At 39.7% G+C, this 15372-nt stretch carries 12 protein-coding genes; all 12 read right to left on the bottom strand.

Features of this window, described 5'->3' with window-relative positions:
• Window positions 1–24: 24 nt before the first annotated feature.
• The 12 genes from NYE32_RS02130 to NYE32_RS02075 all read right to left on the bottom strand — a co-directional run bounded on the left by NYE32_RS02130 (window position 25) and on the right by NYE32_RS02075 (window position 15216).
• Complete coding sequence (locus NYE32_RS02130; protein WP_257962522.1) at window positions 25–192, bottom strand: hypothetical protein; 168 nt, start codon at window positions 190–192, stop codon at window positions 25–27.
• A 196-nt stretch (window positions 193–388) separates the two neighbouring features.
• The gene (locus NYE32_RS02125; protein WP_037600465.1) at window positions 389–1081 is read right to left on the bottom strand and encodes a DUF6287 domain-containing protein; all 693 of its coding nucleotides are present in this window, start codon (window positions 1079–1081) and stop codon (window positions 389–391) included.
• A gap of 138 nt (window positions 1082–1219) precedes the next feature.
• A complete protein-coding gene (locus tag NYE32_RS02120; protein ID WP_037600468.1) occupies window positions 1220–2143 on the bottom strand; it encodes an XRE family transcriptional regulator in 924 nt (307 codons plus the stop codon).
• A gap of 177 nt (window positions 2144–2320) precedes the next feature.
• The gene (gene alaS, locus NYE32_RS02115; RefSeq protein WP_339157063.1) at window positions 2321–4939 is read right to left on the bottom strand and encodes an alanine--tRNA ligase; all 2619 of its coding nucleotides are present in this window, start codon (window positions 4937–4939) and stop codon (window positions 2321–2323) included.
• A 24-nt stretch (window positions 4940–4963) separates the two neighbouring features.
• Complete coding sequence (locus NYE32_RS02110; RefSeq protein WP_339157062.1) at window positions 4964–5449, bottom strand: LURP-one-related family protein; 486 nt, start codon at window positions 5447–5449, stop codon at window positions 4964–4966.
• A gap of 131 nt (window positions 5450–5580) precedes the next feature.
• On the bottom strand, window positions 5581–5718 hold the full coding sequence (locus NYE32_RS02105) for a hypothetical protein (RefSeq protein WP_339157061.1): 138 nt from the start codon (window positions 5716–5718) through the stop codon (window positions 5581–5583).
• 68 nt (window positions 5719–5786) lie between these two features.
• Window positions 5787–6929, bottom strand: coding sequence for a peptidyl-prolyl cis-trans isomerase (locus NYE32_RS02100; RefSeq protein WP_198463436.1), 1143 nt, complete (start codon window positions 6927–6929; stop codon window positions 5787–5789).
• 61 nt (window positions 6930–6990) lie between these two features.
• Window positions 6991–7698, bottom strand: coding sequence for an O-methyltransferase (locus NYE32_RS02095; protein WP_339157060.1), 708 nt, complete (start codon window positions 7696–7698; stop codon window positions 6991–6993).
• A 71-nt stretch (window positions 7699–7769) separates the two neighbouring features.
• Window positions 7770–8990 carry an OFA family MFS transporter gene (locus NYE32_RS02090; RefSeq protein ID WP_156685162.1) on the bottom strand — a complete coding sequence of 407 codons (1221 nt, stop codon included), beginning with the start codon at window positions 8988–8990 and terminating at the stop codon, window positions 7770–7772.
• 211 nt (window positions 8991–9201) lie between these two features.
• Window positions 9202–11007: an oligoendopeptidase F gene (pepF, locus tag NYE32_RS02085; RefSeq protein ID WP_156685163.1), complete on the bottom strand. Its 1806-nt coding sequence runs from the start codon at window positions 11005–11007 to the stop codon at window positions 9202–9204.
• A 10-nt stretch (window positions 11008–11017) separates the two neighbouring features.
• Window positions 11018–11977: a competence protein CoiA family protein gene (locus NYE32_RS02080; protein WP_118188936.1), complete on the bottom strand. Its 960-nt coding sequence runs from the start codon at window positions 11975–11977 to the stop codon at window positions 11018–11020.
• A 1301-nt stretch (window positions 11978–13278) separates the two neighbouring features.
• Window positions 13279–15216, bottom strand: coding sequence for a GbpC/Spa domain-containing protein (locus NYE32_RS02075; RefSeq protein WP_118188937.1), 1938 nt, complete (start codon window positions 15214–15216; stop codon window positions 13279–13281).
• Window positions 15217–15372 lie beyond the last annotated feature (156 nt).

Genomic DNA, 15372 nt, shown 5'->3' with positions numbered 1-15372 from the left:
GTTGATTTGACTATAGGTATCAATCTAGTCTAACTCTGATTCATCATAGATGTATTCTTCTAAATGTTCAGTCACTGTAATCTCATCGCAGGAGCTAACATTTTGAAAGTCCTTAATGTAAACAATTTTATACTGATTTGGTAGAAGTACAGGAAAGGCAATTGGCTCACCATTCTTACACACGCGAAACATCTGAAAGCTATCTGTTACGTTACTAATAAAGACAAACGGAAACAAATGAGGACTGGGAGAATTCAAATAGTGATAGATACCCTTTAAGGTACCACTAGTACTTCTCACTTCTCCATGTTCTTTTTGAGACATTTTTAAAGCGTACTCCTTCTACTACTTGTAATTTCCTTTTCTTAAGTACCGAGGGACAATACCATTAATCTAATTTATTGTAAACATGCATTCGACCATATATCGCATCAGAACCGAAACGAATCTGTCCATTACTATCAAAGAAAATTGGGTCACTAGTTGGTCCATCATTATGAGCAAATCCTGCTACATAACCGCCATCTTGAGCAAAACCATTAAAGAGCTGACTACTTGTATCACTATAACCACTTTCAGCACCAACACGGGTTACACTACCGGATGGGGATACTGTAATTGTGTCCCCTAAGTCATTTTGATAGGTACCAGCAACACTAGAGAAATCACCATTAGCCATTGCCGTAGCATCAACCACTGTGGTAGCTGGTGTTTGTTCCGCTGAAGCAGCTGGTTGTTCTGTAGGAGTTCCTTGATTTACTCCAGCTGTTTCTTCACTAGGATTTGTTGGAGCAACTTCTTGTTGAGTAGATCCAGCAACATTTCCGGCTGATGGTTGTGAAGCCGTTTCTCCAGAGGTTGCCTTTGAGACCTCTTCTGAACTAGAAGATTTTGTCTTTTGCTCAGACTTCTTCGTTTTTTCTTTTGAAGATGGTTTTGTCGATTTCACTTTCTGACTAACCTTACTAGAGCTCGATGTTAATGTAGCTTCCTTCTTGTTATTACCACATGCACCAAGTAATAGAACGGAAGTTAAAGCGAGTGCGGTTAAAATTGTGAAACGTTTTGTAGCAGGTTTCATAATAATTCTCCTTATTACTCTATTTTAGACTGTGTCATTTTCAAAAATCTCAATGAAATAAGTTATATTCTTTAATTCTTCTTATGGGTATAATATACTGCATATTAGAAAAAAAGAACAGGACACGTATGTCCTGCTCTATTCTTTCATAGCATCTCTCATTTTCTCTGATATGATGTCAGTTAAAGAGGTGTCTCCTAGCAATCTAGCCAAGATTATCCCTTCTTGATAGGCCTTTTTAGCCTCAAAAATATCATTCTTTACAACATATAGATACTGTCCCTCTAGCATTCTCAAAATTGGTTTTTTCTGATAATCTTGAGTTTCCTCCATAATGTGATGCAGTTGATTGAATGCTACTTCCGATAAATGAAACTTTTTTCGTTCATATTCAACTATTGGAACCATTAATAAGGCATCCCTAAGTAAAAATAGATACTCCGTGGGAATACTATCATAACTATTTATAAGATTCCTACAAATGGTATAAAAGGTCCCTTCACTAAACCCATCTGACCGCATACTATCACCATCTCCTAACGAGATTTGATATAGTTCTATAAGTAGTAGATCATTGATAGTGTATACCCTTTTCTCACATAATGAAGGTAAACTCTTCTCCAATATGCTCATGCCAAATTTTTGGTGTGTCTTTGAAGTATATGAGTAAAGTTTTGACTGTAAGATATCAACGACCCTCTGTTCATCAACTGGCAAATCATCATAATAGATATCAATAATTTTACCCAGCTTTTCGTCTAGTTTCATTAGGTTATTTGGCTTATCTAAACTAGTCGCATGCATCAATTGATATTTGAGATTGAGGTATTCTACCGGCAACTTTGAGCCTATAGCCCTCTCTCCAAGCAATTCCGATAAAGATATATTCAGACGTCTTGCCAAGTGCTCTAAGGTCTCTAATTTAGGTTGAGACTTCCCTGTTTCTATACGTGTCAATTGCCGTACTGATAAAACCTCATCCCCTTCACAAAATTTTTCTTTAGTGAATCCTTGTGCTAATCTCAACTCTCTTAACCGATGACCAAAGTCTTGTCCAAACATCGCTAGCTCCCTTTTACTTGAAACTATTATAATTTTTATGATTTGTAATAGTATACCACCCAGTATTCACTATTTCAATTATGAAACGAAAATAATCATTACTTTCAATACCACTTACAAAGAAAAAAGATAGGATTTTCATCCTACCTTTTCAAGTTACTTTTATTGTATCACATCTTAGAGCTGTTCTGCTACTGCTGAAAGAAGATCTTGGATACCATTGGCATCGCTACCACCGGCCATGGCCATATCTGGTTTACCACCACCACGACCTGATACGATTGGTGCGAGAACCTTGATAACATTACCTGCGTGAACATCTTTAGACTTGCTTGCTACAAGAACATTAACTTTTTCGCCAATGTGAGCTGCAAGGACAAGGACGTCAGAGTAGTCTGCTTGTTTCCATTGGTCCGCGAAGGTACGAAGGGCACCTGCATCAGAAACTTCTACTTGGCTAGCAATGTAACGAACACCGTTAGCTTCTTTAACATCTTTGAAGACGTCACCAGCTGCAGCTGCAGCTGCCTTTTCTTTAAGCGCAGCATTTTCTTTTTGAAGGGCATGCAATTGCTCTTGAAGGCTAGCAACCTTGTTAGGCACTTCTTTCAATTGTGGTGCCTTAAGTGTTGCTGCGATTGCTTTGAGGGCATCTTCTTCTTCACGGTAAGCAAGGTAAGCTTCACGTGATGTCACTGCCAAGATACGACGTGTTCCTGAACCGATACCTTCTTCTTTGACAATCTTGAACATACCGATTTCAGCAGTGTTGGCAACGTGCGTACCACCACAAAGCTCAACAGAGTAATCACCGATTGAAACGACACGAACATTCTTACCATATTTTTCACCAAAGAGGGCCATAGCTCCCATTGATTTAGCAGTGTCAATGTCTGTTTCAATAGTTGTTACTGGAGTAGCTTTCCAGATTTCTTCGTTAACTTGTTCTTCGATAGCACGCAATTCTTCTGGAGTTACAGCCTCAAAGTGAGTGAAGTCGAAACGCAAGAATTCTTGTTCGTTAAGAGAACCGGCTTGAACAGCATGATCACCGACGATGTTATGAAGGGCAGCGTGCAAGAGGTGAGTCGCTGTGTGGTTCTTCATGACACGGTGACGACGTGTGTGGTCAATTTCAAGTTTATAGTTAGCTTCTACAACAAGTTCACCTTCAACTTCAACAGTGTGAAGGGCTTGTCCATTTGGTGCACGTTGAACATCAACCACACGTGCAACGACTGTACCAGCTGCATCTGAGATCGTACCGTGGTCTGCTACTTGTCCACCCATTTCAGCGTAGAATGGTGTTTGTTCAAAGACAAGGAGGGCTTGACCAAAGTTAACACTATCATGACGAGCATCATCAGCAACGATGACGCTCAAACGGCTTTCAGCAGTTTCCGCTTCATACAAGAACTCAGATGGTTCAGTGATGTTAGCGAGGGTTTCATTTTGCATACCCATAGAACCACCTTTGACGACGCTAGCACGCGCACGGTCTTGTTGTTCTTTCATGGCAGCTTTGAAACCTTCATGGTCAATCTTGAAGCCTTCATCTTCAGCCAACTCTTCTGTCAATTCCACTGGGAATCCATAAGTATCGTAAAGTTTAAAGATGTCTTTACCTTCAAGCGTATCTTTACCAGATTTCTTAAGGTTAGCAAGAAGCTCATCAAGCATGCTTGAACCTGCATCAATGGTACGTGCAAAGGTTTCTTCTTCACGTTTAACAATCTTCTCGATAAAGTCTTTCTTCTCAAGAACTTCTGGGTAATAGCTTTCCATGATTTGACCAACAGTTGGGACAAGTTTGTACAAGAAAGCGTCAGAAATGCCGAGACGACGACCATGCATTACGGCACGACGGAGAAGACGACGAAGGACATAACCACGACCTTCATTACCTGGAAGAGCACCATCACCGATGGCAAATGCCAATGAACGAATGTGGTCAGCAATAACCTTGAAGCTCATTGTGTCACCGTCTGGATCGTAAGTTTTACCAGACATTTTTTCGATTTCACGAATGATAGGCATGAAGAGGTCTGTTTCAAAGTTTGTTTTAGCCCCTTGCATTACGGCTACAAGACGTTCAAGACCTGCGCCCGTATCAATGTTTTTATTAGGAAGTTCCTTGTATTCTGAACGTGGAACTGCTGGGTCTGCGTTGAATTGTGACAAAACGATGTTCCAAATTTCAATATAACGATCGTTTTCAATATCTTCTTCAAGCAAACGGATACCAATATTATCAGGGTCAAAGTCTTCGCCACGGTCAAAGAAGATTTCAGTATCTGGTCCTGAAGGTCCAGCACCGATTTCCCAGAAGTTATCTTCAATTGGAATCAAATGACTTGGTTCAACACCGCAGGCAATCCAACGGTTGTATGAATCTTTATCATCTGGATAGTAAGTCATGTAAAGTTTGTCTTTTGGAAAATCAAACCACTCTGGGCTTGTCAAAAGCTCATAACCCCACTCAATAGCTTCATCACGGAAGTAGTCACCAACTGAAAAGTTACCAAGCATTTCAAACATAGTGTGGTGACGAGCTGTCTTACCAACGTTTTCGATATCGTTGGTACGGATAGCTTTTTGTGAGTTGGTAATACGTGGATTTTCAGGAATCACAGAGCCATCAAAGTATTTTTTCAAAGTGGCAACCCCTGAGTTAATCCAAAGAAGGGTTGGATCGTTAACTGGAACCAAGTTAGCTGATGGTTCAACAGCGTGACCTTTTGATTTCCAGAAATCAAGCCACATTTGACGAATTTGTGCTGAAGTAAGTTGTTTCATTGTTTCTCCTTAATCAATTGTTTCTTATTTTGAGCTATTCTCGAGCATTTCCACATAGTCAATAGCGACACATAGGGAAATGGCTAAATCGGCATAAGTATTTTCATAAACGGTAACAGTATAGGTCGATGTTAGATGGAAGAGTTCCTTTTGAATCCTAGCAACTACCTGATCTTGACTATTAAGCAGTTGAAAATCCAGGTCCCAAATATTCCCCTCTATTCGCAAGCCAAGATTATCGACATCATACTTATCACGAAGAAAGGTTAATTTTTTACGAATGTAAAAACTCGAACCATCCTGTAAATTCACCGTAAATTTGGGTAAGAGGCTAATAGGCTCCTTGGTGATATGACTAATCTCACGACCATCCTCGCCAAAAATAGTAAAGGTCTTTGGAATCTTAAAAAAGGATCCTTCTACCTGATAGGCAACTCTACCTTGATCATCCTTGATATCAAAGCGTTCACCACCCAATCGAAACTTCTGTTTGACAAAATAGGTTTTCATAAGCTACCTCCAATAATGTCATACATTCATTCAAAAAATACTAAAAGAATAAAAGACAAGGCCACTAAACGAAGGGCGACGTGAACCGCGGTACCACCTTCATTCAATGAACTTGTCATTCTTATTTGTCTTTAATTGTGAACTTTGAGTAGCAAGTAACCAGATTCATCCATGGCTCGCAGCGACCGCCATTTTTCTGTATCAGAAGCAATGATTACCAATCTCAAAGGGATAGCCAAAAATGTCATGTTGTTAGAACTTTTAGCCACTCTTCATTTTAACGTGTTTTAGGTCTTAGGTCAAGCTGATAATAGCATTATCAACTCTATCTTGTGATTTATTTGCTAGAGCTTGATGATGAACTTGATGAAGCCCCAGAGCCAGTCACATACTGGTCAAGAATTGCACTGAAGGCCTTGTCTACAACTTTAACATTGTATTTCTTAAGGACCTTAGCAATCACTGAGTTAGTGAAGTTAGTATCAGCTTTCTTACCATTGATGATAACCTTAGTCAAATCATCCTTATAGTTTTTCCAATCTGCATTTTTCTCAGATTTTGAAACAGTTTTGACGATATAGTAAGTTGCAGCACCAGTTGAGCTATTTGAAACAGTCACTACGTCAGAAACGGCATTAGCATCTTGTTTGAAGGCTGCTGTCAAAACATCTGCTGGGAAGTCTTGAGAAGCTGAGTTAACTGTCTTAGAAGCCACTTCCAAGCTGTTATCTTTAGCAACTTGTGAGAAGTCTGCTCCTTCTGCCTTAGCTTCAGAGTCTACCTTATCTGCCACTGCTTTATCAGTAGTTGAAACTACTTGTACCTCTGTATTTGGTGTGTAGTTATCATAGGCGGCCTTGTAATTTGCTTCCGTCAAATCTTTTTGTGCGGCTTGGTTAACAGCATACTCAACCAATTTTTGTGTACGGATTTGCGTACGGTATGACTCTTCTGTTTGACCATAGGCTGCAAGTACTTGTGAGAATTGATCTCCGTATTGTTCTGAAGCTTGCTTATAAGCTTTGTCTACGTCTTCTTTGCTGACTTTGCTACCATATTCTTTTTCAAGAGCCTTTTGCAAAGTTGCACTCAAAACACTTTGTTGTGTTTGGCTGCTACCTTTAAGTGAATCAAAGACATCACCGACAGTAACAGTATCACCTTTCATAGATACCAAAGTAGTTTCTTCAGTTGTTTCGTTACCTAGAGAAACATACGTAATACCTGCACCAACGAGAGCTGAAACAGCTACAAGGGCAAGACCTCCGAGGAAGCGGCCACCTGAGCTTGGTTTACCAGCATCACGTGTCTTTTTCGTTTTAGCACGTTTAGCTTTTTCTTTCGCTTTTTCACTAGCGAGGGCGATGCTTTCCTCTTCTTCTTTTTGGCGATCAAGATGCTCTTGTTCTGCGTCTTTGTCTGCTACAACCTCTTCAACAGTTTCTTCTGTCGACTCAAGGTTTTCATTTTCTTTAGCCATTCTATCTACTCCTTAAATTGTCAATATCTTTGTTATTATACCACACTTACTTAAATAATGCTTAATCTGGCAAGATAATATTTTCAGAATTTTTCCGAAGCATAAGAAGTCCGTCACTCATAGGTACCAAACTAGCAGTCAAACCAGGGTTATCTAAGGTCGCATCAAAAAGGCGATGCAAACCACGGTAAATCGTACGTTGACCACGACGAACCTCCATAATGTCTTTAGCAATATCTCCTCCTTGGAAGATATCATCAAAAACAATCACACCGCCAACCTTAAGACGTTTTAGGATTTCAGGCAGAAAGACGATATATTTAGACTTGGCTGAATCCATAAAGACAAAATCATAATCAGTGTCCAAATCTTGCAAGACTTCTGCTGCATCCCCCTCAAGCAAGGTGATTTGTTTGCGACTATCATACTTGGCCAGATTTTCCTTGGCAAAGCCAATCATTTCTTCATTACGATCAACCGTCGTAATCTGAGCATCAGGAGCGTACTCAGCCATAAGGAGGGCTGAAAAACCAATAGCTGTCCCTACCTCTAGGATTTTCTTAGGCTGCAAGGTCTGCAACAAGAACCGGAAGTAGGCAACAACCTCGTGCTGGATAATTGGAATATTTTCTTTACGAGCAAAGGCTTCCAGTTCAGCCAAATGCCCTTTATTTTCTTGAAGATGCGTTCGCATGTAGTCCACGATATCCTTGTTGACTACTGGACGACGCATGTTGTGATTTGCGTTTTTACTATATGATTTAACCATGTGTTTTATTATATAAAAAATCCCTAGCGAGTGCTAGAGATTTTTCTTATCTATAAATCAAATCGTCATCATTAAGCTACTTGACGTAACCCCCTCTTTTTCAAGAGGTAAGCAATGACCAAAGCCACCACGTAAAGAGCGATGAAAACAAGCAAGGTCATCTGGTAAGATTTTGTCAATTCGTAGGTTACGGATAAGAGCATTGGCCCCACTAAGGCCGCCATCGCCCAGGCAGTCAAAATATAACCATGAAGGGTAGCCAACTCCTTTGCCCCAAAGATATCGCTAAGGTATGGAGGAATCAAGGAGAATCCTGCCCCGTAGCAAGTCATCAGAACAGCCATCGCAACCACAAAGACAAGTGGAACTTGCAGGACAATTAGGAGGACGGCCATAACAATATTAACCACAAAGAGGAGGATAAAGGTCTTCGGACGTCCAATATAATCCGACAAGCCTGCCCAGAGAAGGCGACCAAAACCATTAAAGATTCCCATAACACCTACAACAACTGCCGCTGATTCCGCTGACATCCCAACCATATCTTGAGCCATTGGAGAAATAGCAGAGACAAGGGCTAAGCCACATGAAATATTGATAAACAAGATGAGCCATAACCAGTAGAAAGTTGACGATTTCAGGGCCTCATTAGCCGTAGCTCCCTTGCTCAAATCAGCAGCTTGACGGTTTGGACTCTTGTCAGCCAACAGTTGTGCTTCCTCTACACTTGGTCGTTTAATGAATTGTGAGACAAAAAGCATAACAACAAAATAAACGACTCCCAAGATATAAAAGGTCTGCTCAACACCACGTGCCTGAATCAGATATTGAGCAATGGGACTGGTTAACAGCGAGGCAAAGCCAAAGCCCATAATGGCAAGGCCAGTCGCAAGGCCACGCTTATCAGGAAACCACTTAATAATAGTTGAAACAGGTGTAATATAACCCACACCCAGTCCTAGACCACCAAGAATACCATAACCAAGATAAAGCATCCACAGCTCTCCCCGAGCAATGGCAAAACCTGTCAGGATGTTACCACCAGCATAAAGAACAGCCGACATGCTTCCAGTTACTCGAGGGCCAAATTTTTCAACCAGTCGTCCCATGAAGGCCGCAGAAAGACCAAGACAAAAGATAGCTAGTGAGAAGGCAAATGAAACTGAGGACTGATCCCAGCCAGTCTGGGCCATAATAGGATTACGATAGATACTCCAAGCATAGGTAGACCCCAACATGAGATGGAGTAAGACACCACACGTTGCTACAAGATAACGATTGGTTGTTTTCACAAAAACCTACTTTCTATTTCTGAACATTGTTAACTTATAAAATATAAAACGTTAGGTTTTTAGTCTATCATTAATATAAACTAGGGGCTATAAATATGCTCACCAACGTATTTCCATATCAATCAGAGCTTGTATTTTAGTAAATGTTCGTTTTTTAACATAAAAAGAATCATCCTGATTCAGAATGATTCTCTCATATGGTAACTTCTTTTTAAGAAAGGTGAACACCTTTTTCAACCAAGGCTTCCAATTCAACGAGACGGTCTTCAAAGACTTTAAAAGCTGCATCCAAGTAGTCGGTATTGGTCATATCAACACCAGCTTTCTTGATAACTTCCAAAGGATATTCTGAGCTTCCCGCCTTAAGGTAAGTAAGGTAAGCTTCTTTATCCTCCTCAGTACCGTGAACAATTTTTTCAGCCAAGTAGCTTGCTGCTGCAAACCCTGTAGCGTATTGGTAGACATAGTAATTCATGTAGAAATGCGGAATACGTTCCCACTCAAACTGAATTTCGTAGTTATCTTCAGCTTTAAGGTTATAGTATTTCTCATTGAGGTCTGCGTAAAGTTTATTCATGAAGTCGGCTGTCAAGATTTGACCAGATGCATCTGCTTCATGGATAGCATGCTCAAACTCAGCAAATTGGGTTTGACGGAAGACAGTTCCCTTGAAACCATCCAAATAGTGGTTAAGAATAGCAAAACGTGTCTTGTCATCTTTAACTTCTTTAAGAAGTGTTTCTGTCAAGATATTTTCATTAGTTGTAGACGCAATTTCCGCCAAGAAGATTGGGTAATCTCCATAAACATATGGTTGTGTCTGACGTGTGAACGTTGAATGCAAGCTGTGGCCGGTCTCGTGAACCAAGGTAAAGAGATTGTCCAGAGTGTCTTGCCAGTTCAAAAGCATGAAAGCATTTGTATCATAGGCACCACCTGAGTAGGCACCTGAGCGTTTTCCTTTGTTAGGGTGAACGTCAATCCAACGTTCCGTAAAGGCTGCATGAACCCCTTTACTATACTCTTCACCAAAGATTGCCAAGACTTCTTCTGCTTTCTTGAGGGATTCTTCATAAGTAAGAGCAGTTTCAGTCTCAGAAAGTGGTGTGTAGACGTCATACATCTTAAGCTCATCAAGTCCCAAGACCTTCTTACGCAAATCAAGGTAACGGTGCAAAAGTGGCAAATGCTTGTTCACTGATTCCAAGAGTGAGTCATAAACACTCTCTGGAATAAAGTTAGCCGCAAGTGCTGCATGACGTGCCGAATTATAGTGACGAACTTTGGCTTGGTAATTGTGAACCTTAACAACGCCTTGAAGTGTTTGTGCATAGGTATGTTGGAACTGCTCGTAAGTACCGTACATCGCTTCATAAGCACCCTTACGAATGTCACGGTCCTTAGATTCCATGAGGGTGATAAAGTTACCATGTGTCAACTCAACCACATCCCCTTGGCCATCTGATACCCATGGGAAGAGGATATCAGCATTATCCAAGACATTAAAGGTATCCGTTGGACCGTTGAAAATATCACCGGCTGCTGCCAAGAGTTCTTCCGCTTCTTGAGAAAGAACGTGGTCCTTGTTTGCCAAGAGACGTTCGAAATAGTGGTCATAAAGTCCAAGCTCTGGTTCCTCTGCTTTGAAGGCTGTTAACTTTTCAGCATCCAAGGCCATAAATTCAGGCTCAAAGTAAGCAAAGGCTTCACTCAACTGTGAATAAAGGTTTGAGGCCTTTGCTTGGTACTCTTGATACAGACCTACTGTTGTGTCTTGGTCATTTTTCATTGACGCATAGACATAGATTTTCTCCAAGCGACGCATAAGGCTCATATAAAGTTCTGTTGCCCCAAGCAAGTTCTTAGCAGAATCCAAGAGATGACCTACATAAGCACTAGCCTTCTTCAAATCCTGAACAGTGCTTTCATATTCGGTCTCCCAATCTGCATCTGTCGCAAAAATGGTCGTCAAATCCCATGTGTATTTTTCTTCTAAATGAGTACGATTGTCTGACATAATATTCTCCTTAATTGTGTCTATTCTTTTCTATTTTAGCATAAAAGGTGGGAGGGTAGAGAGTTTGTCGATAAGAAAAATGACTTTTTCGATAATATTGCTTAAAAAGCTTTTCAAAACCTTCAAGTGACTGTCCGATTTGGACAAATCCTTGCTTAGATTCGGGAAATCTCACTTGTGGAAAAAAATCCTGATCAGACAAACTCAACAAATTCATTCCCTTAAGATAAGCCTCCTCCTGCCTTCTCATCCACCTTGGATTTTTCCCCATTAATTCTCGTTGAATTACCTGTGAGACCTTCTTTCGCTGAGTTACTTGATAAGTCTCAACCTGCTCTGCTTGATAAGGAAAACGTAAAACTGTCATGAGATTTTCGGTTAACGGCCAAGCCTTAGTTAAATAATAGACTTTCCCAAAAATATCCTCATAGATAAGATACTTAAGTCTAATTTCCTCACGCTTCCAATCAAGCTCCCATAGGTGAAATCCTACCTTAGCTGTAAAATAGAGAAAGTCCCGCTGTAAACCAGTTAAACGCTGACCCAACCAAAGGTCTTCGCCTAAAAGCCAGCGCACCTCGTAACCCGCTTGATGATAAGCATGTGTCCTCTCTCTCAAACGTTGCTGGGATAAACGAGAACACTGGACTTCCAGAGCTAGGGAATCGCCAACAAATAAATCTGCAATTTGCCCCATCTCAGGCAAAACCTTTTCAATCCATACTCTTTCACCATGATTAACCAAGGATTTATATAAAGCTGACTTAAGCGATAGATGTTGGGCAGATTCATTCTCCGAGAAGAACTGACAATCTTGCAAAGACTTATGAGCAAAATGTGGACACATCACCTGACCCTGTCTCAGAAGGACAACTCCTTGGCAGCCCGGACAGCAATAAGAATCCTTACGATTCAAACTAGTTTCTAGAGCTGAAACGAGATTTCCTTTCTGATTTCTTGCAATTAACATAACTCTCTCCTTCGTGCACTCTCTTACTTATTCGTAAAAGAATTCACAAAATAAAAAAACATCTAGATTACTCTAGATGCGTCCCCCATTCAAACTGAAACTTGCTCCCTGCTGTATGGAAACTTAGGTTTATAGGTGTATTGCTTACCTTGGGATACAAGTGCCGCTCAGTCCATTTGATCTCTTTTCAAAAATCTCAATTCTTCAAGGAAAATCCCCCAATTTTCCTAGGAATCAGGATCTTGAAAACAGTTTCTATCCCACATAGCCATTAAAAATAGCTATTGTAGCATAGACAGATGCTCTCACAAACATCTGGTCAAATTCCGTCACTGAAGCATCATCCCAATATGCTTATCACCCTTTTGTTCCGCAATCCCACTAAAAACTTAATCCTTGAGTTGATAATGAGATAAAACAATTTTTAGACTTTTACAAGTTAAAGTCTTTATTTACTAACATTGAACCACCATTTCCCTAGGTGCAGTTCAATACCAACAAACGCAAAACCGTGTTGGTCCAAAATGGTTTCTAGTTAAGAGTATCTTGTGATTGATAGTCAGTCAATCTGAAGAACTTTCCCTCTAGCTTCTTTACGCAGCACGTCATACTGCTTACAAGATACTATTTCCTAGAAGAGTATTGGCTAAAAACGCCACTCTCAAAACATACCACCTATCAGTCATTAGGTTTAGTCCACCTTCTGATAGGTATATTAGCAGTTACTGCTTTATTTTCTTTCCCTCTTCGCTTTTGACGATTAGTCTCTACCAATTCTGCTGTTTTTGAATCTGTCGTTTGCTCTACACGGATTAAAAATACCGCTAGCTCCCGCTACGATGATGCTGATGTTTTAAATCGATTAATCTAATTTTTTGCTGTTTAAATCTTCTCTTTTTTAAATCATCACAATGAAACATTGGAATTTGATAACTTAGAATTCCAGATTCTAAGCTAGTCCTTTTTGACTAGGGAGTCACCCTGCCAAAAAAACAAACTCTTCCTAACACAATCTATTATACTGTATTATAATTTTTTGTCAATTAATTTATTTCATATTTTTTGAAAATAATATTTACACCCTCATTTTACACATAGTTAACTATAGAGAAAAGCTTATAATATAGGCTTTTCTTGCGATTTTGAAAAAATTAGAAAATGTATATCATTTTTTCTTTTTTCAGTCTAAATCAAGTAATTTTAGGAAATGTCAGAAAATTTCATCTTTATTGTTTCTGGTTAACTTGATTTTTCCAAACTAAAAAAACTAGGAAATTTTCCTAGCTTTTTTATGTATTATCTTAGTGTTTACGTTTGTAAGTTGAAATACCGAACAAGGCCAAAGCTGATGTCACCATAGCTGCACCTGCTGCTGCAGAAGCTGCTGTTGATTTTTCACCAGTAGATGGAAGAGCTGGAGCTTCTTCTTTTACAGGTACTGATGTTGGTGTTACAGGTTTACCTGGTGTAGGTTCTGTTGGAGTTGTTGGTACTTGAGGTTTTGGTTTCTCAGTTGTTTCTTCAACAGATACAAAGTTTTTGTGGTAAGTAACTTTTGCTGAAACAGTGTTTGGAAGAACTGGTTTGTTTGGTTCTTCTGGCAATTCAGGAACAACTACTGTTGAGTTAGTTGCGAACCAGTAAGCAGTTGGAACGTTAAGGTTATTTCCGCTTACGATGAAGTCCATTGGTTCACCCTTGAAGATTGTTGCAGCAGCACCATAGTAGGCATTCTTCGTACGAGGTGTTCCGTCTGGGTTAATCGCATCCCAACCTTCATCTGTAACTTCACCAGTTGTTGGATCCACTGTTGGGTCACTGTTAAAGCGTGAACCGTTAGCCACAAATTCGTTATCGTTTGTTGCATAAGCATAACCATCTTCATGCAAAGTGATAGATGAACCAGGAATTTGAACGTATTCATTACCATTCAAACCAACTTTTTCAATGTGGTTTCCAAGTTCAGTGTTCCAGTGGTTAAGTGATGAGATACTCAAAACTGATCCGTTCTTAGACAAATCAAGTGGTGTCACTGATGACTCAGAATCAAAGAAGTTCAAGTTCATCTTAACGTGAAGTTTTTTGTTAGTGTCGTCAGTTTGTGAACCAATGAAAAGTGTCTTAGTTGGATCGTGGTACAACTTAACAATGGCTGAACCATCTGCACTTGGTGTTTCTACCAAAGTGTAAGTTGCAACGATTTTCTTAACTGGAGTACCATTGAATGATGTTCCGTTTAGGTTGTTGTATGTTACAGTCAATGTTTGACCTGTAGCCATCTTCAACCATACATCTTCAGTGTATTCACCGTCAGCATTGATAGTGTACTGTGTACCGTTAGCTGCGCTGAAGTCACTTGGAATGTAACGAGATGTGTTGAATTGTTCAAGGATTTCATCTACTGAGTGACCTGATTGGATTGTTTTATCCAAGTAGTCAACAGAACCTGCTGAGTTTTCAACAGTCATAGTAGCATCAGATTCTGTTTTATAGATCAAGCCAGTAGCATTTTCAGCCAATCCTTTTGTCAAAAGACGAGCAGTTGTTCCACCAGTGTATTCTTTATAAGCTTTTTCCCAAGCAGCATAAGCAAGAACGTCTTGGTAGTATTTATCCAATTGTGTCTTGTAATCTGCAAGTTTTTGTTTATATTCTGAAACCGCAGTTGTCAAAGCTGTTGTTTGAACTTTATTGTCATTGTTAGCAGCTTCAACGCTAGTGTGTTTAACACCTGCTTCTTCTGTAGCTGTGAATCCCCCTGTTGCAACAACATTTGCTTTAGCAGATGTAAGAGCTGCATCAGCTTCTTCACGAGTCAATTTATTTTCAGAAACAACTGTATTTGAAGCTTCTTGAGCATCTTTAGCTGCTTGATTTTGGACAGCTTTAACATCAGCAGAATCTTTTGATGCTGCTGCAGTCGTTGTTGCAGCTTCAACAGCATTATCGAAGTCAGGATTTGAAACTTCAGCAATAGCTTTAGTTGTTGTTTTTACAGTAGTATCTGTTTCAGTAGTAGTTTTTTCTTCTGTTCCAGGTACTGTAGTAACAACTGCTGCATCACCTGTTGTTTTAACAAGGTTAGCACTTGATTCTGCAGCCGTATTTGATACGGTTGCATCAGTATCAGTAGTTGTTGTTACATCTTTAGCTTCATCCGCAGCTGCTACGCTTGTAGCCGCGAGCCCTGCAAGCAATACGCTTGAATACAATGTTGTTTTAAATGGATTGACTTTCATTTACACTTTCTCCTTCTTGGTTAACATTTTATTAACCTATTTTCTTCACCGTTTAATATACTACCGTGATTTTCAAAATTTGGCAATAGTTTTCTGAAAAAAATATTATATATTTGCTACATGTTTTTAAAATTTGACACACTTTTGTTATATTTT

The sequence above is a fragment of the Streptococcus sp. FSL R7-0248 genome (assembly GCF_037967965.1).
GTDB lineage: Bacteria > Bacillota > Bacilli > Lactobacillales > Streptococcaceae > Streptococcus.
This window is presented reverse-complemented; position numbering and strand designations above follow the sequence as displayed.

Excerpts from the sequence above, each read along its gene's own strand:
- NYE32_RS02130 (WP_257962522.1), bottom strand. The coding sequence starts at position 192 with ATGTTTCGCGTGTGTAAGAATGGTGAGCCAATTGCCTTTCCTGTACTT.
- NYE32_RS02125 (WP_037600465.1), bottom strand. The coding sequence starts at position 1,081 with ATGAAACCTGCTACAAAACGTTTCACAATTTTAACCGCACTCGCTTTA.
- NYE32_RS02120 (WP_037600468.1), bottom strand. The coding sequence starts at position 2,143 with ATGTTTGGACAAGACTTTGGTCATCGGTTAAGAGAGTTGAGATTAGCA.
- alaS (WP_339157063.1), bottom strand. The coding sequence starts at position 4,939 with ATGAAACAACTTACTTCAGCACAAATTCGTCAAATGTGGCTTGATTTC.
- NYE32_RS02110 (WP_339157062.1), bottom strand. The coding sequence starts at position 5,449 with ATGAAAACCTATTTTGTCAAACAGAAGTTTCGATTGGGTGGTGAACGC.
- NYE32_RS02100 (WP_198463436.1), bottom strand. The coding sequence starts at position 6,929 with ATGGCTAAAGAAAATGAAAACCTTGAGTCGACAGAAGAAACTGTTGAA.
- NYE32_RS02095 (WP_339157060.1), bottom strand. The coding sequence starts at position 7,698 with ATGGTTAAATCATATAGTAAAAACGCAAATCACAACATGCGTCGTCCA.
- pepF (WP_156685163.1), bottom strand. The coding sequence starts at position 11,007 with ATGTCAGACAATCGTACTCATTTAGAAGAAAAATACACATGGGATTTG.
- NYE32_RS02080 (WP_118188936.1), bottom strand. The coding sequence starts at position 11,977 with ATGTTAATTGCAAGAAATCAGAAAGGAAATCTCGTTTCAGCTCTAGAA.
- NYE32_RS02075 (WP_118188937.1), bottom strand. The coding sequence starts at position 15,216 with ATGAAAGTCAATCCATTTAAAACAACATTGTATTCAAGCGTATTGCTT.